The organism is uncultured Aureimonas sp. (genome assembly GCF_913775355.1).
Classification (GTDB): Bacteria; Pseudomonadota; Alphaproteobacteria; order Rhizobiales; family Rhizobiaceae; genus Aureimonas.
This window is the reverse complement of record NZ_CAJYIU010000232.1, coordinates 1-18,832: the sequence shown is the minus strand read 5'-3', so window position 1 is coordinate 18,832 and position 18,832 is coordinate 1. Positions and strand designations below refer to the sequence as shown.

Annotated in this window: 18 protein-coding genes and 2 pseudogenes; 9 read left to right on the top strand and 11 right to left on the bottom strand. The window is 66.8% G+C overall.

What is annotated here, in order from left to right; translation table 11 throughout:
- The 3 genes and pseudogenes from QZ753_RS14185 to QZ753_RS14175 all read right to left on the bottom strand — a co-directional run.
- Positions 1 to 464, bottom strand: a pseudogene (locus QZ753_RS14185) (peptidase); the annotation flags it as partial.
- Positions 465 to 601: 137 nt separating this feature from the next.
- Positions 602 to 1,543 (bottom strand): alpha-E domain-containing protein, encoded by a 942-nt coding sequence (locus QZ753_RS14180; protein ID WP_294644478.1) that lies wholly within the window; start codon positions 1,541 to 1,543, stop codon positions 602 to 604.
- A 57-nt stretch (positions 1,544 to 1,600) separates the two neighbouring features.
- Entirely contained in the window at positions 1,601 to 2,995 is a 1,395-nt protein-coding gene (locus QZ753_RS14175; protein WP_294644483.1) for a circularly permuted type 2 ATP-grasp protein, read from the bottom strand.
- A 202-nt stretch (positions 2,996 to 3,197) separates the two neighbouring features.
- Here QZ753_RS14175 and QZ753_RS14170 point away from each other — a divergent pair, with 202 nt between their 5' ends.
- The 6 genes from QZ753_RS14170 (at position 3,198) to QZ753_RS14145 (ending at position 9,743) form a co-directional block, all read left to right on the top strand.
- Positions 3,198 to 4,154: a sugar-binding transcriptional regulator gene (locus tag QZ753_RS14170; RefSeq protein ID WP_294644477.1), complete on the top strand. Its 957-nt coding sequence runs from the start codon at positions 3,198 to 3,200 to the stop codon at positions 4,152 to 4,154.
- 146 nt (positions 4,155 to 4,300) lie between these two features.
- Positions 4,301 to 5,620: a sugar ABC transporter substrate-binding protein gene (locus QZ753_RS14165; protein WP_294644474.1), complete on the top strand. Its 1,320-nt coding sequence runs from the start codon at positions 4,301 to 4,303 to the stop codon at positions 5,618 to 5,620.
- Positions 5,621 to 5,799: 179 nt separating this feature from the next.
- Positions 5,800 to 6,663 carry a carbohydrate ABC transporter permease gene (locus QZ753_RS14160; protein ID WP_090960254.1) on the top strand — a complete coding sequence of 288 codons (864 nt, stop codon included), beginning with the start codon at positions 5,800 to 5,802 and terminating at the stop codon, positions 6,661 to 6,663.
- Between the two features lies 1 nt (position 6,664).
- Positions 6,665 to 7,495: a carbohydrate ABC transporter permease gene (locus QZ753_RS14155; protein WP_090960252.1), complete on the top strand. Its 831-nt coding sequence runs from the start codon at positions 6,665 to 6,667 to the stop codon at positions 7,493 to 7,495.
- A 24-nt stretch (positions 7,496 to 7,519) separates the two neighbouring features.
- Positions 7,520 to 8,521, top strand: coding sequence for an ABC transporter ATP-binding protein (locus QZ753_RS14150; RefSeq protein ID WP_294644472.1), 1,002 nt, complete (start codon positions 7,520 to 7,522; stop codon positions 8,519 to 8,521).
- 190 nt (positions 8,522 to 8,711) lie between these two features.
- Positions 8,712 to 9,743: a glycosyltransferase family A protein gene (locus QZ753_RS14145; RefSeq protein WP_294644482.1), complete on the top strand. Its 1,032-nt coding sequence runs from the start codon at positions 8,712 to 8,714 to the stop codon at positions 9,741 to 9,743.
- Positions 9,744 to 9,817: 74 nt separating this feature from the next.
- On the opposite strand, the gene QZ753_RS14140 is transcribed toward QZ753_RS14145, so the two are convergent.
- The 3 genes from QZ753_RS14140 to rfbA form a co-directional block, all read right to left on the bottom strand.
- Positions 9,818 to 10,570: an ABC transporter ATP-binding protein gene (locus tag QZ753_RS14140; RefSeq protein ID WP_294644471.1), complete on the bottom strand. Its 753-nt coding sequence runs from the start codon at positions 10,568 to 10,570 to the stop codon at positions 9,818 to 9,820.
- A 5-nt stretch (positions 10,571 to 10,575) separates the two neighbouring features.
- Positions 10,576 to 11,418 (bottom strand): ABC transporter permease, encoded by an 843-nt coding sequence (locus QZ753_RS14135; protein WP_294644470.1) that lies wholly within the window; start codon positions 11,416 to 11,418, stop codon positions 10,576 to 10,578.
- 133 nt (positions 11,419 to 11,551) lie between these two features.
- On the bottom strand, positions 11,552 to 12,427 hold the full coding sequence (gene rfbA, locus QZ753_RS14130; protein ID WP_294644468.1) for a glucose-1-phosphate thymidylyltransferase RfbA: 876 nt from the start codon (positions 12,425 to 12,427) through the stop codon (positions 11,552 to 11,554).
- 167 nt (positions 12,428 to 12,594) lie between these two features.
- Here rfbA and rfbC point away from each other — a divergent pair, with 167 nt between their 5' ends.
- From rfbC to QZ753_RS14115, 3 genes are read left to right on the top strand one after another with little or no spacing between them, the layout of a single operon-like run.
- Positions 12,595 to 13,170, top strand: a complete 576-nt coding sequence (gene rfbC, locus QZ753_RS14125; RefSeq protein WP_294644467.1) for a dTDP-4-dehydrorhamnose 3,5-epimerase — start codon at positions 12,595 to 12,597, stop codon at positions 13,168 to 13,170.
- A complete protein-coding gene (gene rfbB, locus QZ753_RS14120) occupies positions 13,167 to 14,228 on the top strand; it encodes a dTDP-glucose 4,6-dehydratase (protein WP_294644466.1) in 1,062 nt (353 codons plus the stop codon). The genes rfbC and rfbB overlap by 4 nt, the downstream gene beginning before the upstream one ends.
- A gap of 40 nt (positions 14,229 to 14,268) precedes the next feature.
- Positions 14,269 to 15,201 (top strand): rhamnan synthesis F family protein, encoded by a 933-nt coding sequence (locus tag QZ753_RS14115; RefSeq protein WP_294644465.1) that lies wholly within the window; start codon positions 14,269 to 14,271, stop codon positions 15,199 to 15,201.
- Here QZ753_RS14115 and QZ753_RS14110 read toward each other — a convergent pair.
- The 5 genes and pseudogenes from QZ753_RS14110 to QZ753_RS14090 form a co-directional block, all read right to left on the bottom strand.
- Positions 15,185 to 16,249: a Gfo/Idh/MocA family oxidoreductase gene (locus tag QZ753_RS14110; RefSeq protein WP_294644480.1), complete on the bottom strand. Its 1,065-nt coding sequence runs from the start codon at positions 16,247 to 16,249 to the stop codon at positions 15,185 to 15,187. The genes QZ753_RS14115 and QZ753_RS14110 overlap by 17 nt on opposite strands.
- A 20-nt stretch (positions 16,250 to 16,269) precedes the next feature.
- Positions 16,270 to 16,935: a DedA family protein gene (locus QZ753_RS14105; RefSeq protein ID WP_294644463.1), complete on the bottom strand. Its 666-nt coding sequence runs from the start codon at positions 16,933 to 16,935 to the stop codon at positions 16,270 to 16,272.
- Positions 16,936 to 17,074: 139 nt separating this feature from the next.
- Complete coding sequence (locus tag QZ753_RS14100) at positions 17,075 to 17,728, bottom strand: DUF2076 domain-containing protein (RefSeq protein WP_294644461.1); 654 nt, start codon at positions 17,726 to 17,728, stop codon at positions 17,075 to 17,077.
- A gap of 48 nt (positions 17,729 to 17,776) precedes the next feature.
- Positions 17,777 to 18,499, bottom strand: coding sequence for a Bax inhibitor-1/YccA family protein (locus tag QZ753_RS14095; protein WP_294644460.1), 723 nt, complete (start codon positions 18,497 to 18,499; stop codon positions 17,777 to 17,779).
- A gap of 28 nt (positions 18,500 to 18,527) precedes the next feature.
- Positions 18,528 to 18,832, bottom strand: a pseudogene (locus tag QZ753_RS14090) (anti-sigma factor); the annotation flags it as partial.

Here is an 18,832-nt window from a genome sequence, read left to right as displayed (position 1 = left end):
TACTTGTGCTCGCCGATCTGGAAGAACGGGTTGTCGGGACCGGCTTCGATGAAGTTGCCTTCCGGGTAGATCATGAACAGGCGCGGCTGGCCGCCCGCGATCTGCCCGCCGAGGATGAAGCTGCCGGTGAAGCGGCCGCTCGCCTCCTGTCCGCTGTCGGCGGTGTAGGAGATCACCTCGCGCAGCGTCTCGCCGACGAGCTTTGCGGTCTGGAACATCGACGGCTGCGCCAGAAGCGCCGACTTGCGCTGCGCAGGCGCGAGGCCGCGCTCCTCGAGGAGCGAGATCGTCGACTGGGTGGTCGCGAGGTTTCCCGCGCTCAGAAGCGTGATGAAGCGGTCGCCCGGCACATTCCAGGAGCGCATCTTGGTGACGACGGAAATGTTGTCGACGCCCGCGTTGGTGCGCGTGTCGGACATGAACACGAGGCCACGCTTCAGAAGAAGCCCGACGCAATAGGTCACGTTGCAGTCTCCGCATCCACGCCGCGCCCGGCGTTCTCCCACCATCGGACAAGCGGTATCCCCGGCGGCACGCGCGCGGGCAAGTGGGCTCCGACGAACATATTCCGGGTGCGGCTTTCGGGCCGCACGGTATAGCCTCAGGAGTAGAAGCTGTAGGAGCTAGCGATCTCGTTCGAGAGGCGATTGTTCTCGACGATCAGCGTCTCTAGGAACTCGTGCAGGCCCGCGTCGATGATCTCCTTCACCGAGCGGTCTTCCAGCCGCGCGGCGATCGCGCGCGCCGTGGCGTGGCAGTCGTGCTCGACGCCGTAGGTGCGGGCGAGGAAGTCGAGGCTGTCGTTGATGCAGCGGTAGGAATAGGCGAGCGAGCGCGGCATGCGCTTGTTCAGGAGCAGGAAGTCGATGATGTCCATCGCCCGGAAATCGGCGTCGTATTCCCAGGCGTAGGAGCGCAGCGCCGAGACCGAGCGCAGGATCGAGCCCCACTGGTAGTTGTCGAGCGACGAGCCGATCGAGGAGTGTTCGGGCAGGAGCACCCAGTACTTCACGTCGAGGATACGCGCGGTGTTGTCGGCGCGCTCGGCGAAGGTGCCGAGGTTGCAGAAGTCGAAGATCGTGTTGCGCAGCATCGTGCCGTAGAACGTGCCCCGGATCAGCGCCGTTCGCCCCTTCACAAGATCGAGGACCGCGGGCAGGTCGGTGACCGGGCGCGACAGGCGCTGGCGCAGGATCATCCAGCTCTCGTTCAGCGCTTCCCACGTTTCGCGGGTGAGGGCCGTGCGCACCATGCGACCGTTGGTGCGCGCCACGCCGATCGAGGACAGGACGCTCGACGGGTTGTCGAGGTCGCGCAGCATGTAGTCGATGATGTGTTCGGGATCGTATTCCGGATACTTGGCGAGGTAACCGCTCTCGACACCCGCTGACACCAGCACGGACTGCCACTCGTCGGGCTCCGCCGACAGGTTGGTGAGCGACAGGCGCAGGCCAGCATCGAGAAGGCGCGCCATGTTCTCGGCGCGCTCGATGTAGCGCTGCATCCAGAAGAGGCCGTTGGCGGTACGTCCGAGGAGAGGCATGGGCGGTCGACGATCCTTCGTGAGCGGTGCGGTGCGGGTGGCTGGGCGTCGTTTCCGTCAGTCCTCCAGAACCCAGGTGTCCTTCGTGCCTCCGCCTTGGCTCGAATTGACCACCAGCGAGCCCTCGGTGAGGGCGACGCGCGTGAGCCCGCCCGGAATGATCTTGACGGTATCCGACACTAGGACGAAGGGGCGCAGGTCGACGTGGCGCGGCGCTAGGCCCTTTTCGGTCAGAATCGGCACCGTCGAGAGGGCGAGCGTCGGCTGGGCGATGTAGTTGCCGGGCCGCTCGCGCAGTTTCGCCGCGAAGGTCTCGCGCTCGGCCTTCGAGGCGGCGGGGCCGACCAGCATCCCGTAGCCGCCGGAGCCGTGCACCTCCTTCACCACCAGTTCGGCGAGGTGCTCGAGCACGTAGGCGAGGCTGTCCGCCTCGGCGCAGCGCCAGGTCGGGACGTTCTCGAGGATCGCCTTGCGGCCGGTGTAGAACTCCACGATCGCCGGCATGTAGGAGTAGATCGCCTTGTCGTCGGAGATCCCGGTGCCGGGCGCGTTGGCGATCGTAATGCCGCCGTTGCGATAGACCTCCATGATGCCGGGGACGCCGAGGAGCGAGTCCGGCTTGAAGGAGAGGGGATCGAGATAGGCGTCGTCGACCCGGCGGTAGAGGACGTCGATCGGCAGGTAGCCCTCGGTCGTGCGCATCGCGATGCGCCCGTCGATGAGCTTGAGGTCCGAGCCCTCAACCAACTCGACGCCCATTTGGTCGGCGAGGAAGGCATGCTCGTAATAGGCGGAGTTGTGGATGCCAGGCGTCAGGATTGCGACGCGCGGAACGCCGGTCGTGGCGTCCGGGGCCGTCGCCTGAAGCGAGCGGCGCAGATGCCGCGGATAGGTTTCGACCGGCCGCACGCGGTTCTGCGCGAAGAGCTCGGGAAACATCTGCATCATCGTTTCGCGGTTCTCGATCATGTAGGACACGCCGGACGGGGTCCGCGCGTTGTCCTCCAGGACGTAGAACTGTTTCTCGGCGGTGCGCACGATGTCGACGCCGATGATGTGCGTGTAGACCCCGCCGGGCGGCCGGAAGCCGACCATCTGCGGGATGAAGGCCTCGTTCCCCTCGATCAGGCGCTTGGGCACGATGCCGGCCTTCACGATCTCCTGGTCGTGGTAGATGTCGTCGAGGAAGGCGTTGAGGCCGCGCACGCGCTGCTCGATCCCTTCGGCGAGCACCGACCATTCCGAGCCGGAAATGATGCGCGGCACGAGATCGAACGGGATCAGCCGCTCGGCGGCCTCCTCCTTGCCGTAGACGTTGAAGGTGATTCCGGTGCGGCGGAAGAAGCTTTCGGCCTCGCCGGCCTTGGCGGCGAGCGTCGCCGGCACCTGCTTCTCGTACCAGGACTGGAAACGACGATAGGGAGCACGCACGCCGTCGCTTCCGTTCAGCATTTCGTCGAATCCAGCCACGCCCCGTCTCCTCGCTGCTGTGCAGCATCAGAATGCGCGAAATGCGCGAGATTCCAAGATGCCACGGGCCGCCGATGCGATATTCTGCCGAAGAACGCGGCCAGGCGATGGGACGCGGACGGCTCTCTGGCGCATGAGAGCGGTCCGCGCAGCGTCCGGCATCACGACGAGGGAGCAGGCGGGGATGAGCAAGGCGACGGAGGAGGCTTCGGCCCGTCTCGACGACGCGGCGCGTGCCGGCTGGCTCTACTACATCGCGGGCAACACGCAGGAGGAGATCGCCGTCAAGCTCGGCATTTCGCGGCAGGGCGCCCAACGTCTCGTCTCGCTGTCGGTGTCGGCGGGTCTGGTCAAGGTTCGCATCGACCATCCGATCGCCGCCTGCCTCGAACTCGGTGCCCGCCTGATGGAGCGCTTCGGTCTGCGCTCCGCCGAAGTGGTGCCGTCCGATCCCGAATCGCCCTCGACGACCCTCGGGATCGCCGAGGCCTGTGCGGCGCGGCTGGAGCGCACGCTCCTGCGGCCCGATCCGCTGGTGATCGGCGTCGGCACCGGACGGACGCTCCGCGCGGCGGTCGAGAACCTGCCGCGGATGAAATGCCCGCAGCACCGGCTGGTCTCGCTGACGGGCAACATCGCCCCGGATGGCTCGGCTGCGATCTACAACGTGATTTTCTCGCTCGCCGACAAGATCGACGCGGCGCACTATCCGATGCCGCTGCCGGTGGTCGCCACCTCGCCGCAGGAGCGCGCGCTGCTGCACCAGCAGAAGGTGGTTCAGGCGTCGCTGGAACTCGCCCGTCAGGCCGATATCGCCTTCGTCGGCATCGGCGAGGTCGGGCCGCAGGCGCAGCTCCTGATGGATCGCTTCATTTCCGAATCGGAGCGGGACGAGCTCGTGGCGACCGGAGGCATCGGCGAGGTCGTCGGCTGGGTCTACGACGCCGACGGGCGGATTCTCGACTGCGCGTTCAACAAGCGTGTCGTCAGCCCGCCGTTCCCGCTCGCCGCCGGAACCGAGGTGATCGGCGTCGCAATGGGTGCGTCGAAACGCGACAGTATCCTTGCGGCCCTGAAAGGGGGTCTCATCGGCGGGCTGATCACCGACGAGATCACCGCATCCGCTTTGGTCCAGAGTTGAACGCGGCGCCGGGGAGGGCGCCGGGCGGGAGAGACCGTGGGATACGCTGCATTGCAGCGTGTGAATCATTTGACACCTGCGCACGCGGGTGAGAATTTGCTCGCAGAGTGGGTATTTGCCCATGTGGGGCTGGGAGGCTTCTGACTATGAACCAACGGTTTTGGATCGCCGGCGCGATGGCGCTTGCCGCTTCGGTCGCGCTGCCCGCGCAGGCGCAGACGACGCTGACAATCGGCACGGTCAACAACAGTGACATGATCCGCATGCAGGGTCTGACGGGTGAGTTCACCAAGGCTCATCCGGACATCCAGGTGAACTGGGTCACGCTGGAAGAGAACATCCTGCGCCAGCGCGTGACGACGGACATCGCCACGAAGGGCGGCCAGTTCGACATCATGACGATCGGCACCTACGAGGTTCCGATCTGGTCGAAGCAGCAGTGGCTGGCACCGCTCGACAACCTTGGCGCCGACTACGACGCCAACGACCTCCTGCCGCCGATCCGCGCGGCGCTGTCGACCGATGGCAAGCTCTATGCCGCGCCGTTCTATGCCGAGAGCGTGATGACGCTCTACCGCAAGGATTTGCTCGAGAAGGCCGGGCTGACGATGCCCGAGAAGCCCACCTGGGACTTCATCTCGCAGGCCGCAGAGAAGATGACCGACAAGAATGCCGGCGTCTACGGCATCTGCCTGCGCGGCAAGCCGGGCTGGGGCGAGAACATGGCCTTCCTCGGCAACATGGCCCGCGAGTTCGGCGCTAACTATTTCGACGCGTCCTGGAAGCCGCAGTTCGAGAGCGAGGGCTGGAAGAAGGCCGTCACCCTCTACGTTGACCTGATGACGAAGTACGGCCCTCCGGGCGCCGCGGCCAACGGCTTCAACGAGAACCTCTCGCTGTTCGGCCAGGGCAAGTGCGGCATGTGGATGGACGCCACCGTCGCCGCCTCGTTCGTGACCGATCCGAAGCAGAGCCAGGTGGCCGACAAGGTCGGCTTCGCGCCGGCGCCCTGCGGCACCGACAACTGCCCGAACGAGGGCGCGAACTGGCTCTGGGCGTGGTCGCTCGGCATTCCGGCCTCCTCGCAGAAGAAGGAAGCCGCCGAGACCTTCATCTCCTGGGCGACCTCGAAGGCCTATGCCGAGCTCGTCGCGTCGAAGGAGGGCTGGGCGAACGTGCCTCCGGGCACGCGCTCCTCGCTCTATGCGAACGAGAACTACACGAAGGCCGCGCCGTTTGCTGCGCAGACGCTGGCCGCGATCAACAAGGCCGACCCGTCGTCGGGCCCTGACAAGCCCTATGTCGGCCTGCAGTTCGCCGCGATCCCCGAGTTCCAGGGGCTCGGCACCGCGGTCGGTCAGGTGATGGCTGCGGCACTGTCCGGCCAGCAGAGCGTCGACCAGGCGCTCGCTGCCGCGCAGGCGCAGGCCACCCGCGAAATGACGCGCGCCGGCTACATCAAGTAAGCCGTCTTCAGCTCCCCGGCTCTGCAGCCGGGGAGCCTTCCTGCCTTCGGACGGCAGGCGCGGCCCGCCCTGCCGCGCCGCATCCGCTTTCCCCCGTGAGACTTTCCCGTCGCCGCGCTGGACGCCGACCGCAAGGGTCCGGCCCGTCGCGCCGCCTCGGCCCTTTTCGGAGCGATCCCATGGCGACAACGCACACGCGGTCCGCAGCGCGCCTGATGATGGCGCCGTCCGTCATCGCGCTCTTCATCTGGATGATCGTTCCGCTCGCGCTGACGCTCTGGTTCTCGACGCTCCGCTACACGTTCTACGATCCGCTGACGCCCTTCATCGGGATCGAGAACTACACCTACTTCCTGACCGACCCGCGCTTCATCAGCGCCTTCCAGAACACGCTGATCCTCGTCGCGGGGGTCCTCTGCATCACCGTCATCGGCGGCACGCTCATCGCGCTCCTCCTCGACCAGCAGTTCTTCGGCCAGTCGCCGGTGCGCCTGCTTGTCCTCGCCCCGTTTTTCGTCATGCCGACGGTCGCCGCGCTCGTCTGGAAGAACATGATGATGAACCCGGTCTACGGCGTCATCGCGCAAGGGCTCACCGCGATCGGCCTGCCGCCGATCGACTGGCTCACCAACTATCCGCTCTTGTCGATCATCATCATCGTCGCCTGGCAGTGGCTGCCGTTCGCGACGCTGATCCTCCTCACCTCGCTCCAGTCCCTGTCGGAGGACCAGAAGGAGGCCGCGGAGATGGACGGCGCGAAGGCGCTCTCGATCTTCTGGTACATCACCCTGCCGCACATGAAGCGAGCGATCACGGTCGTGATCCTGATCCAGACGATCTTCCTCCTTTCGGTCTATGCCGAGATCTTCGTGACGACCGGCGGCGGCGTCTCCTCGTCGAACCTGCCGTTCCTTATCGCCTCGATCATCTCGCTGGAAGGCGATGTCGGCACGGCGTCGGCCGGCGGCATCGTCGCCGTGGTGCTCGCCAACATCGTCTCCATCTTCCTCGTGCGCCTCGTCGGCAAGAATCTGGAGGCCTGACATGGCGCGCCGCGTTTCCACCCAGCGCAAGATCGGCATGACGGTGCTCGCCTGGGCCGTCGGTCTCCTGATCTTCTTTCCGATCCTCTGGACGGTCCTGACCTCGTTCAAGACCGAGCTCGACGCGATCTCGATCCCACCGAAGTTCCTGTTCTTCGACTGGACGACCGAGAACTACGTGGCGATCCAGGAGCAGCGGAACTACTTCGCCTTTCTGTTGAACTCGGTCTACCTGTCGCTCGGCTCGACGGCGCTCGGCCTGATCTTCGCGATCCCCGCCGCCTGGGCGATGGCCTTCTCGCCGACGCCGAAGACCCGCGGCGTCCTCCTGTGGATGCTGTCGACGAAGATGATGCCGGCTGTCGGCGCGCTGGTGCCGGTGACGATCCTGTTCCGCAACTTCGGCCTTCTCGACAGCCGCTTCGGCTTGATCGTGATCCTCTTCCTGATCAATCTGCCGATCATCGTCTGGATGCTCTACACCTACTTCAAGGAGATCCCCGGCGAGATTCTGGAGGCCGCGCGCATGGACGGCGCGAACCTTCGGCAGGAGCTTTTCCGGGTGCTGGCGCCGATGGCCCTGCCGGGCATCGCCTCGACGGTGCTCCTCAACGTGATTCTCGCCTGGAACGAGGCGTTCTGGACGCTGCTGCTGACGACCACGAACGCGGCGCCGTTGACGGCCTTCATCGCGTCGTTCTCGAGCCCGCAGGGCAACTTCTACGCCAAGCTTTCGGCGGCCTCGACGCTTGCCATCGCGCCCATCCTCATCATCGGCTGGTTCTCCCAGAAGCAGCTCGTCCGCGGCCTGACCTTCGGCGCCGTGAAGTAAGAAGCCGTTTCGGGAGATCCAAGCATGAGTGCCATCACCCTCAAGAACGTTCAGAAGCGCTTCGGCGACGCCGTGATCATTCCGGGGATCGACCTTGAGATCCGCGACGGCGAGTTCGTCGTCTTCGTCGGCCCGTCCGGCTGCGGCAAGTCCACGCTGCTCCGCCTGATCGCGGGTCTCGAGGACGTGTCCGGCGGATCGATCGTGATCGACGGCAAGGACGTCACCGAGGCGCCGCCGGCCAAGCGCGGCCTCGCCATGGTGTTCCAGTCCTACGCGCTCTATCCGCACATGAGCGTTGCGGCCAACATCGGCTTCCCGCTGAAGATGGCGGGCATGGACAAGGCGGCGATCGAAAAGAAGGTCCAGGCCGCGGCCTCGACGCTCAACCTCACCGACTACCTCAACCGCCGTCCGCGCGAGCTGTCGGGCGGCCAGCGTCAGCGCGTGGCGATCGGGCGCGCCATCGTGCGCGAGCCGAAGGGCTTCCTGTTCGACGAGCCCCTGTCGAACCTCGACGCGGCGCTGCGCGTCAACATGCGGCTCGAGATCTCCGAGCTGCATGCGCAGCTGAAGACCACGATGATCTACGTCACGCACGACCAGGTCGAAGCGATGACGATGGCCGACAAGATCGTGGTGCTCAACCGCGGCAACATCGAGCAGGTCGGCTCGCCGCTGGAGCTCTACGCCAACCCGCGCAACCTCTTCGTCGCCGGCTTCATCGGCTCACCGAAGATGAACTTCCTCGCCGGCGCCTATGCGGCCCAGCATGGCGCGGCCACCGTCGGCGTGCGGCCCGAGCACTTCACGCTCTCGACGACGGGCGGCCCCCTTCGCGGGACCGCGGGCGTATCCGAGCATCTCGGCTCCGACACCTTCATCCACGTGAAGATGGACACGGGCGAGTTGGTCACCGCGCGCTCACCCGGCGACTTCCGCGTCGGCCACGGCGACACGGTCTGGCTGACGCCGGAGGAGGGGCGGATGCACCGCTTCGACGCGCAGGGCATGGCGATCCGGTAGAACGAGGGCCACTCGAAGCGTTGCCCCTAGGCGACGCGGCGAGGGAATCGTCACGCGCTAATTTGTTCGACGTCTCGCAACCATGACGAGATGTCCGCCGCCAACTCCAGAGCTCGGCGATTTCAATTTCGCCGGAAACGTGAGAGATGCTGCGGGCAGTTGAGTATTTGGCGAGACAGTTCGTTTGACCGTGACCTCCGAGGCCGCCGGCGGAACCCCGCTTTCCGTCGTGGCCATCATCGCGCTGTATAACGGCGCGGAATTCATCGAACGTTCGATCCGGACGGTCCTGTCGCAGACCCGCAAGCCCGACGAGTTCATCGTCGTGGACGATGGATCGACCGACGACGGAGCGGCCATCGTCGAGCGCCTCGCCGAAGAATACCCGTCGATCCGTCTTCTCCGAAAGGAAAACGGCGGCCAGTCCTCGGCTCGCAACTTCGCTGTCGAGAACTCGACCAGCCGCCTGATCGCTCTCCTCGATCAGGACGACGGCTGGTATCCCGACCACATCGCCGAACTCATCAAGCCCTTCGAGGCTGGTGATCGCTTCAAGCTCGGGTGGGTCTACAGCGATCTCGACGAGTGCGATCGCTTCGGGCGGCTGCGTAACCGCGGCATGCTCCGGATGCTGCCGCAGGAGCACCCGAAGACGCAGCTCGCGCGCTGTCTCTCGGAAGATATGTTCGTTCTTCCGTCCGCCTCCCTGATCGCCCGCGAGGCGTTCGAGGACGTCGGCCGCTTCGACGAGCGTCTCAGCGGCTACGAGGACGACGATCTTTTCATCCGGCTGTTCTATGCCGGCTGGAACAACGTCTTCCTGCCGAAATCGCTGTCCTACTGGTGCATCTATACCGGATCGACGTCGTACTCGCCGCGCATGGCCCGCTCGCGGATGATCTATTTCGAGAAGCTCTACAACGACTTCGACAACTCCGACATGCCGCTGATGCCGCAGTGGAAGTCGATCATCGCCCAGCGCTTCTACATGACGGTCTTCGGGGAGCTGCAGCGCGCGGCCATGCTGCGTGACCGAGCGCTCTACGATCGGTCGGTGGCTGATCTGCAGCACATCATTCCGTTCCTGCCGCATGGGATGCAGCGCCGAGCCCACATCCGACTGAGGGTCCTGCGCTCCTTCGAGCGGTCCCAGTTCCTGGAGCGGATCGGTGTGTTCCGGATCATGCGTGCTGGCTGGCGCATGGTGCTGCGTCTGCGCTGATCGAAGGCGCTGCATTCAACGGCGTGCCGCCGACGAGCGGGGCCCGACGGCAAGCCGCTTTCCCCCGACGGACGTCAGCCGTGTAGCGACGCCTGGTAGGCGGCGAGCACCTCCTCGATCGGCCCGTGCATGCGCATCCGGCCGTGCTCCATCCAGAGCGCGGTCGTGCACCACTGGCGCAGGAGGTCGTCGGAATGCGAGGCCAGCACGAGGAGGCCGGCTTCGCCGATGAACGAGCGCATGCGCTCCTTGGCCTGCTGGATGAAGGCCGCGTCGCCTGCGCCGATGCCCTCGTCGATCAGCAGGATGTCGGGCCGGATCGAGGTCGACACGGCGAAGGCGAGGCGGGTCGCCATGCCGGTCGAATAGGTGCGCATGGGCATGTCGAGGAAGCCGCCGAGGTCGCTGACCGCGCCGATCTCGTCCATCCGCTTGCGGATCTCGGACTTCGAGAAGCCAAGCAGGCGCCCGCGCAGGATGATGTTGTCCCAGCCCGTGGCGTCGGGATCCATGCCGAAGGCGAGGTCGAACATCGGGGCGACGTCGCCCTCGACGGTGACGCGCCCGCCGGTCGGCGCGTAGATGCCGGCCATCACCCGCAGCATGGTCGACTTGCCCGCGCCGTTGTGGCCGACGAGGCCGACCCGCGTGCCGTGGTCGAGGCGAAGGCTCAAGCCGTCGATCGCGCGCACGCTCATCCGCTTGGTGTCACGCGGGCTGATCTGGCCACCGGTCGCGGCCGAGATGATGTTGTTCTTCAGCGAGCGATTGGTCGCGTTGAAGACCGGAATGTCGACGCTGACGTTCTCGAAGGTGATCGACGCCATGACGCTCAGGCCCAGTAGGCGATGCGGGCGCGGAAGCGCGCGAAGAAGAGGACGGCCACCGTTCCCGTGACGATCGTCAGGCAGATGCAGGCCAGCCAGTTCTGCAAGAGCGCCGGCTGGCCGAGCAGCGGATCGCGCAGGATCTCGATGAGGTGGTAGAACGGGTTGATCGCGAGGAGCACGGCCCGGTCCGGCAGCATGTGCGAGCTCCACAGGATCGGCGTCATGAAGAAGACGACCTGCACGACGCTCGCGATGATCAACGGAATGTCGCGGAAGCGGGCGCAGAGCGGCCCGAGGATCATGCCGGCGAAGACGCCGTTGAGGATCAGGATCAGGAGCGCCGGGAAGAAGAGGAGGCCCGTCACGCCGGGCCAGATGCCGAAGATGATCGCGACGAGGATGTAGATGACGAAGTTGTGGCCGAAGGTCAGCAACTGCCGCCAGACGAACTGGAAGACGTAGACGCTGAGCGGCATCCGCACCTGCCGCACGGAGGCGGCGGCCGACGAGTAGATGTCGCAGGCCCCGGTGATCAGCCCCGAAATGAGGCCCCACATGATGAAGCCGATCGCCAGGAAGGGGAGGTAGGAGCTGATGTCCTGCCGGAAGATCTGGGAGTAGAGGACGCCGAGGCCCGCCACCATGATGCCCATCGACAGCGTCAGCCACAGGGGGCCGAGCACCGAGCGGCTGTAGTGCTTCTGGACGTCGCGCCAGCCGAGGAAGAGCCAGAGCTCGTGCATGCGCAGCCCGGCGAGGAAATCCGCGCCGGCCGCGCGAAGCATGGCCGCGCGGTCCTGGTGGCCGTCGGTGACCCAGGTCCGGGCGCTGGTGGCTGCTTTCACGCGTCTTGTCCTTCACGACGCGCCTTTGCGGCAGCGTCGGCCATCGTCGTTCGAACGGGGGAGCCCCGGCCCTTTCCGGGCGGGTCGTGATACCTTGCGGGTGTGCCGGCGCACAAGCCGGGCGGGCTTCCGATCAGTCGCGGGACTGGCGGGCGATCTTCTGGAGGTAGATGCCGTAGGTGCTCTTGCCGAGTTCCTTGCCGAGGCGCTCCAGCTGGTCGGCGTCGATGAAGCCGAGGTTGAAGGCGATCTCCTCGGGGCAGGCGATCTTGAAGCCCTGGCGGTGCTCCAGCGTGCGCACGAACTCGGCCGCCTCCAGGAGCGAGTCCGGCGTGCCGGTGTCGAGCCAGGCAAAGCCCCGGCCCATGCACTGGACGCTCAGCGAGCCTTCCTCGAGATAGATCCGGTTGAGGTCGGTGATCTCGAGCTCTCCGCGCGGCGAGGGCTTGAGCCCGCGCGCCAGCTCCGAGGCCCGCCCGTCGTAGAAGTAGAGGCCGGTCACGGCCCAGTTCGAGGCGGGGTTCTGGGGCTTCTCTTCGATCGTGGTGGCGCGGCCCGCCTTGTCGAAGGCGACGACGCCGTAACGCTCGGGATCGTTGACGTGGTAGGCGAAGACGCTCGCGCCCTCGCTCTTGCCCGCCGCCGCGCGCAGGAGTTCGGGCAGGCCGTGGCCGTAGAAGAGGTTGTCGCCGAGCACCAGCGCCGAGGGTTCGCCGCCGACGAAGTCCTCGCCGATGAGATAGGCCTGCGCCAGACCGTCCGGGCTCGGCTGCTCGGCATAGGTGAAGGAGACGCCCCAGCGCTCGCCCGAGCCAAGCAGCGCCTTGAAGCGCGGCAGGTCGTGCGGCGTCGAGATGATCAGGATGTCGCGGATGCCGGCCAGGAGCAGGGTCGACAGCGGATAGTAGATCATCGGCTTGTCGTAGACGGGCAGGAGCTGCTTGGAAGCCGTCAGCGTCATCGGGTGCAGCCGCGTGCCGCTGCCGCCCGCCAGGATGATACCCTTCATCGGTGTTCGCCCTCTTGCCGTACGATCCGTCTCGATTGGAGCCGTTCTCTATCGCGCGGGGGCCGAACTTGCCAGATCGTTCTTGGCGCGCGCGCCGGTCTCCCTTGCGGGCGGCCCGGCGATGACGCAAAAGCGTGGCCATCTCATCGAAGCCGCAAGGGTGGCCCATGCTCGACGTCCGCAGGCTGGACATTCCGGAGGTCCTCGAGATCGTGCCGCGCAGGTTCGGCGACGACCGGGGCTTCTTCTCCGAGACCTTCAACCGGGCGCGGCTCGGCGAGAACGGCGTCGAGATCGACTGGATGCAGGACAACCAGTCCTATTCGGCCGAGGCCTATACGCTGCGCGGCCTGCACTACCAGGAGCCGCCGTTCGCGCAGGACAAGCTCGTGCGCGTGCTGCGTGGGCGCGTCCTCGATGTGGCCGTCGACATCCGCCTGGGGTCGCCGACCTTCCGGCAATGGGTCGCGCTGGAGCTGTCGGCCGACGCCTTCAACCAGATCCTGGTGCCGGCGGGCTTTGCCCACGGCTTCCTGACGCTCGAGCCCGACACCGAGGTCTTCTACAAGGTGTCGGCGCCCTACAGCGGCGCGCACGACCGCTCGATCCGCTTCGACGACCCGGACATCGCGATCGATTGGCCGCTCGGTGGCCGGCATCCGGTCCTCTCCGCCAAGGACGAGGCCGCGCCGCGCCTTGCCGACATCGAGACGCCCTTCCGCTTCGGGGAGAATGCCAAGTGAAAATCCTCGTCACCGGCGGCGCCGGCTTCATCGGCTCGGCGGTCTGCCGCCACCTGATCCGCGACACCGACCACAGCGTCGTCAACCTCGACAAGCTGACCTACGCTGCGAGCCTGTCGTCGCTGGCCGAGATCGAGAACGACCGGCGCTACCGCTTCGTGAAGGGCGACATCGGCGACCGCGCCTTCGTCGCCGATCTCCTCGCGCAGGAGAAGGTCGACGCGATCATGCACCTGGCGGCCGAAAGCCATGTCGACCGCTCAATCGACGGGCCGGGCGACTTCATCCAGACCAACATCGTCGGCACCTACGAGCTTCTGGAGGCGGCCCGCGCCTACTGGATGCAACTGCCGACCGACCGGAAGGACACCTTCCGCTTCCACCACGTCTCGACCGACGAGGTCTACGGCGACTTGCCGCTCGACGACAGCCTCTTCACCGAGGACACGCCTTACGCGCCGTCCTCGCCCTATTCGGCCTCGAAGGCGGCGTCGGACCATCTGGCGATGGCTTGGTTCCACACCTACCACATGCCCGTCGTCCTTTCGAACTGCTCGAACAACTACGGGCCGTACCACTTCCCCGAGAAGCTGATCCCGCTCGTCATCCTGAACGGGCTGGAGGGCAAGCGCCTGCCGGTCTACGGCCGGGGCGAGAACGTGCGCGACTGGCTCTACGTCGACGACCACGCCCGCGCGCTGGCGCTCGTCGTCACGAAGGGCGAGCCGGGCCGATCCTACAACATCGGCGGGCGCAACGAACGCTCCAACCTCACCGTCGTCGAGACGATCTGCGACACGCTCGACCGCCTGTCGCCGCTCGAAAGCGGCGAGCCGCGCCGCGCGCTGATCGACTTCGTCACCGACCGGCCCGGCCACGACCTGCGCTATGCGATCGATGCCACCCGCATCGAGGGCGAACTCGGCTGGCGCGCAGAGGAGACCTTCGAGACCGGCCTCGAGAAGACCATCCGCTGGTATCTCGACCATCCCGACTGGTGGCGCCCGATCCGCGAAAAGCGCTACGCCGGCCAGCGCCTCGGGGCGGCCAAGGCTTGATCGTGTCTCGATACGCGTCCGGGCGGGCGAGGGCGCCGAAATGAACGGCGTTCCGATCGTCTTCGTCCACGTCCATCATCCCGACGTCTGGGAGGAGATGGCACGCGATCTCGCGACAGCCATCCAGCGCCCGTTCGGGCTGGTGCTGACATGCCGCGACGCGGCGATGACGCTCGCGGCCGTGGACAGCCCGCATGTCCGTTTCACGCGCCGGGTCGTCGTCGAGAACCGTGGGCGCGACGTCCTGCCGTTCATGAAGGCGCTGCGCAATGAGGGCGACGGCTTCGAGATCGGGCTCAAGCTGCACACCAAGAAGTCCGTCCACCGTGACGACGGCGACGACTGGCGCCGCTTCCTGACACGCTCGCTGCTGGCGGGCCGCGACGGCGTGCCCGCGCCGTTGGTGGCAATGGAAAAAGTGCCGTCGCTCGGACTGGTGGTCTCGGAAGCGCATCTTCTCGGGCTTCGCGGACGGATCGTTCTCAATGGCCGCATCACGCGCCGGATGATCTCGGCACTCGGCCTCGACCTGACGCTCCGCGAGCTCGAAGAGGGGCGCTTTGCCGCGGGATCGATGTTCTGGTTCAGGCGGGAGGCCCTGTCGCCGCTGGCCGATCCGGCGCTCGACAGCCTGTTTGCACCTGAACGCGGACAACTCGACGGCACGGCCGCTCACGCCGCCGAGCGATTGTTCGCGGCGCTCACGCACCGTCAGGGTTACCTCGCGGCCGGAACCGAGGCTCTGCCGGCTCTTCTCGATGCGGCCGAAGGGGGCGCGTCGAGAGCGGAGATGGACGAGATCGTGGAGCGGTCCGCACGGGATGCGCAGAACCCATTCGTCCTGCCGATGTCGAAGTTCTGGCAGCGGCATCCGTGGATGCTGATCGCCGCCCATCACGTCTATACGCGCTCGCCGCAACCCATCTGGCGCGTCGCGCGCAAGCTGTTCCGCCGTTTCACGCTGGATCGGTGACGCCGAACCGATCGAGGATCCGCAACACTTCGATCGACTGACGGATCGGCATCACCGGGCTGTCGTTCGCGCCGCTCGCCAGAATGTCGGCGAAGTGATCGGCCTGATACTGGAGGCCCGAACCCTCGTAGAGGGTCGGGATCGGCCGTTCCCGCAGCGGGCGCAGCATCGCCTTGACGGCCGGCAACGCACCCTTCCATCCGCGTCGTGCGGGCCCGAGCGGCTGATCGTCCGTGCTCGCGGGTCCAGGCACCGAACCCGTTCGCTTCAGCGACAAGGCGGGGGGGCAGAGGAACGGCGCGGCGAGGCGCAGGCGCCCCGAGGTGCCCGTGACGGTCGCCGCGTTCGGTCCTTCGCCGAGAAAGCCGAAGCCGAGCGTCGCCACCGCGCCGGGAAAGGCGAGAACGAGGCCGCCTGCCACCGGCACGCCGTTCGGCGCGCGCACGGCGTTCATGGCGACGTCGGCGGGAAGCCCCAGAAAATGGATCGCGAGCGAGAGGGGATAGACGCCGAGGTCGAGATGCGCGCCGCCGCCGAGCGCCGGGTCGAACAGCCGGTGGGCGGGGTCGAACGCTTTCGGATAGGACAGGGTCGCCTCGAGCGCGACGGGGCTGCCGATCCGCCCTTCATCCAGAAGGCGCTTCGCCGCACGCACACCCGGCGTGAAGCGCATCCACATCGCCTCCATGCAGAGGACCCCGGCCAGCCGCGCGGCTTCCGCGATCTCCTCCGCTTCCGTCGCCGAGGCAGCCAGCGGCTTTTCGACCAGCACGGCCTTGCCCGCGCGGATGGCGGCCAGCGCGTGCGCGCGATGTTGCGAGGTCGGGCTTGCGACGTAGACCGCCTGGATCGACGGGTCGGCGAGGGTCGCGTCCAGCGTGTCGCCCTTCACGTCCGGGCCGATCGCCCGAGCCAGCACGCGGGCTCGCTCGGGCTCGCGCGACGCGATGGCGGTGATGCGTCCGGACATGGCGTAGCGCATGTCGGCCGAGAAGCGGCGGGCGATCGCACCCGTCCCGACGACGGCCCAGTTGACGGTTCCTGTCACGGACAAACAGCCAGCTTCCGTCAGGTCGGGTTGCGCAGGGTGCGCCGACGGGCTCCGCGCTCGGCGCGCCGGTCGCGGCTGACGTAGCGGCCGCCGATCACGGTGGCCACTGCCGTGACGCCGAGGACGGCGGCAAGGATCAGGAGGCCGTCCGTGGCGGACATGTGGGTCACGCCCTGCGCCCCCTTCATGCCGAGCCAGCCCGGCGCGAACATCGCGGGCGCCCAGACGACGGCCGACAGGACGTTGGCGATCTGGAAGCGCTTCTGGTCCATCGCCATCATGCCGGCAACGAGGGGCACGGTGGAGCGGATCGGCCCGAGAAAGCGTCCGAGGAAGACCGCCCAGAACCCGTAGCGGCGGAAGAACAGGCGCGTCTTGGCCACCGCGTGCCGGTAGCGGCGCAGGGGAGGCCGGTGCACCACGCCCGGCCCCAGCCAGCGGCCGAGGAAATAGGAGATGATGTCGCCGACGATGGCGCCGATGGCCGCTGCGATCAGGGTCGCCACCGGATCGATGACGCCGGTTCCCATCAGCCCGCCGATCAGGAGCATCACGGCGGTGGCCGGAATGACGAGGCCGACCAGCACGAGCGACTCGCCGAGACAGATGGCCGCGACGATCAGAGCCGCCCAGCCGGGGTTCGCCTGGATCAGTCCGCCGAGTTCGGAGAGAAAAGCCTCCATCGCATGCCTGCCATTCGCGAGTGCCGGGTGGGTGCTGCCGGACCATGCGGGCGCGGCGTGTACGGAAGATGACGAGGCGCGACCCTACGACGGATCGCGCCTCGAATTCGTAAATGTTTTACAGGAACCGGCAGGCGGCTCAGATTTCTTCGTCGAACTCGCCGCCGTCGTCGAAGTAGCCGCCCTCGTCGGCCGTCTCTTCGACCTGCGGCTCTTCCGCGGGGGCCGGCGCCTCGGCCGCGTGGGCCTCGTTGCCCTCGAACATGCCGGCGATGGCATTGCCGAGGAGCACGCCGCCTGCGACACCCATCGCCGTCTGCGCCGCGCCGGCAAGGAAACCGCCGCCGCCGCGGCCGCCCATCATGCCCGGCTGCATGCCCGGCTGGCCCATCATGCCCGGCTGGCCCTGCGTGGCGCCGTAGCGGCTCTGGCCGCCCCAGGGGCCGGCGGCCGCGCCCGGTGCCCCCATGGGAGCCGGCGCCGGCTGGCGGAACTGGTCGCTGCCGCCGAACATCCGCGACAGAAAGCCGCCGCCGCCGCTGCTGCTCTGCGGGCTGGCGTAGCGCGTGTCCGCCGCCTGCGAGCGCATCGCCTCCAGTTCGCGCTGCTGGTTCTCCAGCGCCATCTGCTGCATCACGATGGTTTGGGCCATGTAGTATGGCGAGCCCGGATTGCGCCCGACCTGATCATTGATGAAGCGCTCGGCCTCGGGATCGCGCTGCGGCATGTCGCGCTCGAGCGTGCCGAGCTTCTGGAAGAGGCCTTCGATCGCCTGACGGTCGTTGGTGTCCATGAGTTGACCTCGTGTCTGGTGGGGAGGGAAGCCGGCACCCGCGCCGGACTACTCGCGCTCGCCCGTGAAGTTCAGAAGGAGCTGGAAGATGTTGATGAAATTCAGGAACAGCGACAGCGCACCGAACACGGCCATCTTCTGAAGCGACTCCGAACCGTGGTTCTCTGCATATTGTTCCTTGATCGTCTGCGTGTCCCAGGCCGTCAGGCCGACGAACACGATGATGCCGATCACCGAGATCGCGAACTGCAGCGCCGACGAGCCGACGAAGATGTTGACGATGCTCGCGATCACGACGCCGATGAGGCCCATGATGAGGAGCGAGCCGAACTGGGTGAGGTCACGCTTCGTCGTGTAGCCGTAGAGGCTCGTCGCGCCGAACATCGCGGCGGCGATGAAGAACGTGTTGGCGATGCTGGCGCCGGTGAAGACCAGGAAGATCGACGACAGCGACAAGCCCATCGTGGCGCAGAAGGCCCAAAACAGAGCCTGCGCCGTGGCTGCCGAAATGGCATGGATGCGGAACGAGAAGAAGAGGACGAAGGCGAGAGGCGCCAGCATCACCACCCATTTGAGCGGCGACTGGAAGATCGGCACGTAGAGCGCCGGCGTATTGCCGACCACGAAGGCCACGAGGCCCGTGACGACGAGGCCGAGGCCCATGTAATTGAAGACGCGCAGCATGTGCTGGCGCAGTCCTTCGTCGAAGAGGGCTTGGGATTGGTAGGCGCCGGTCTCGCGGACGCCGAACCCCCGGAAGGGCGTGTTCATCGGATCGTTCTCCTGAGGATGGAAGGGGTCAGTAGAGGGTGAGCGACAGTTCGCCGGCCCACTGGCCGAGGCGATCGCGGTCGACACCCGACGAGACGAGCGCGTAGGCGACCTCGCCGATCTGCCAGTAGGCAGTGTCCGCTTCACCGGGCGGCGCGAGCGAGGCGTCCACGACATCGAAGCCGCCCGGCCGCACGGCATAGAGGGAGACCGTCGCCTGTCCTCGCGTCGTCAGCGCCACCTCGACGCTGGGGCCGTGAAGGGACGGAAACACTTGGACGTCGCTGACCGCCCAATCGGCCGGCAGCTTCGGCAGGCGGATCGCGGTGGCGG

Coding starts and splice junctions, on each gene's coding strand:
- QZ753_RS14095 (WP_294644460.1), bottom strand. CDS start 18,499: ATGAACACGCCCTTCCGGGGGTTCGGCGTCCGCGAGACCGGCGCCTAC.
- QZ753_RS14100 (WP_294644461.1), bottom strand. CDS start 17,728: ATGGACACCAACGACCGTCAGGCGATCGAAGGCCTCTTCCAGAAGCTC.
- QZ753_RS14150 (WP_294644472.1), top strand. CDS start 7,520: ATGAGTGCCATCACCCTCAAGAACGTTCAGAAGCGCTTCGGCGACGCC.
- QZ753_RS14105 (WP_294644463.1), bottom strand. CDS start 16,935: ATGGAGGCTTTTCTCTCCGAACTCGGCGGACTGATCCAGGCGAACCCC.
- QZ753_RS14160 (WP_090960254.1), top strand. CDS start 5,800: ATGGCGACAACGCACACGCGGTCCGCAGCGCGCCTGATGATGGCGCCG.
- QZ753_RS14155 (WP_090960252.1), top strand. CDS start 6,665: ATGGCGCGCCGCGTTTCCACCCAGCGCAAGATCGGCATGACGGTGCTC.
- QZ753_RS14140 (WP_294644471.1), bottom strand. CDS start 10,570: ATGGCGTCGATCACCTTCGAGAACGTCAGCGTCGACATTCCGGTCTTC.
- QZ753_RS14180 (WP_294644478.1), bottom strand. CDS start 1,543: ATGCCTCTCCTCGGACGTACCGCCAACGGCCTCTTCTGGATGCAGCGC.
- rfbC (WP_294644467.1), top strand. CDS start 12,595: ATGCTCGACGTCCGCAGGCTGGACATTCCGGAGGTCCTCGAGATCGTG.
- QZ753_RS14115 (WP_294644465.1), top strand. CDS start 14,269: ATGAACGGCGTTCCGATCGTCTTCGTCCACGTCCATCATCCCGACGTC.
- QZ753_RS14165 (WP_294644474.1), top strand. CDS start 4,301: ATGAACCAACGGTTTTGGATCGCCGGCGCGATGGCGCTTGCCGCTTCG.
- rfbA (WP_294644468.1), bottom strand. CDS start 12,427: ATGAAGGGTATCATCCTGGCGGGCGGCAGCGGCACGCGGCTGCACCCG.
- QZ753_RS14170 (WP_294644477.1), top strand. CDS start 3,198: ATGAGCAAGGCGACGGAGGAGGCTTCGGCCCGTCTCGACGACGCGGCG.
- QZ753_RS14175 (WP_294644483.1), bottom strand. CDS start 2,995: ATGCTGAACGGAAGCGACGGCGTGCGTGCTCCCTATCGTCGTTTCCAG.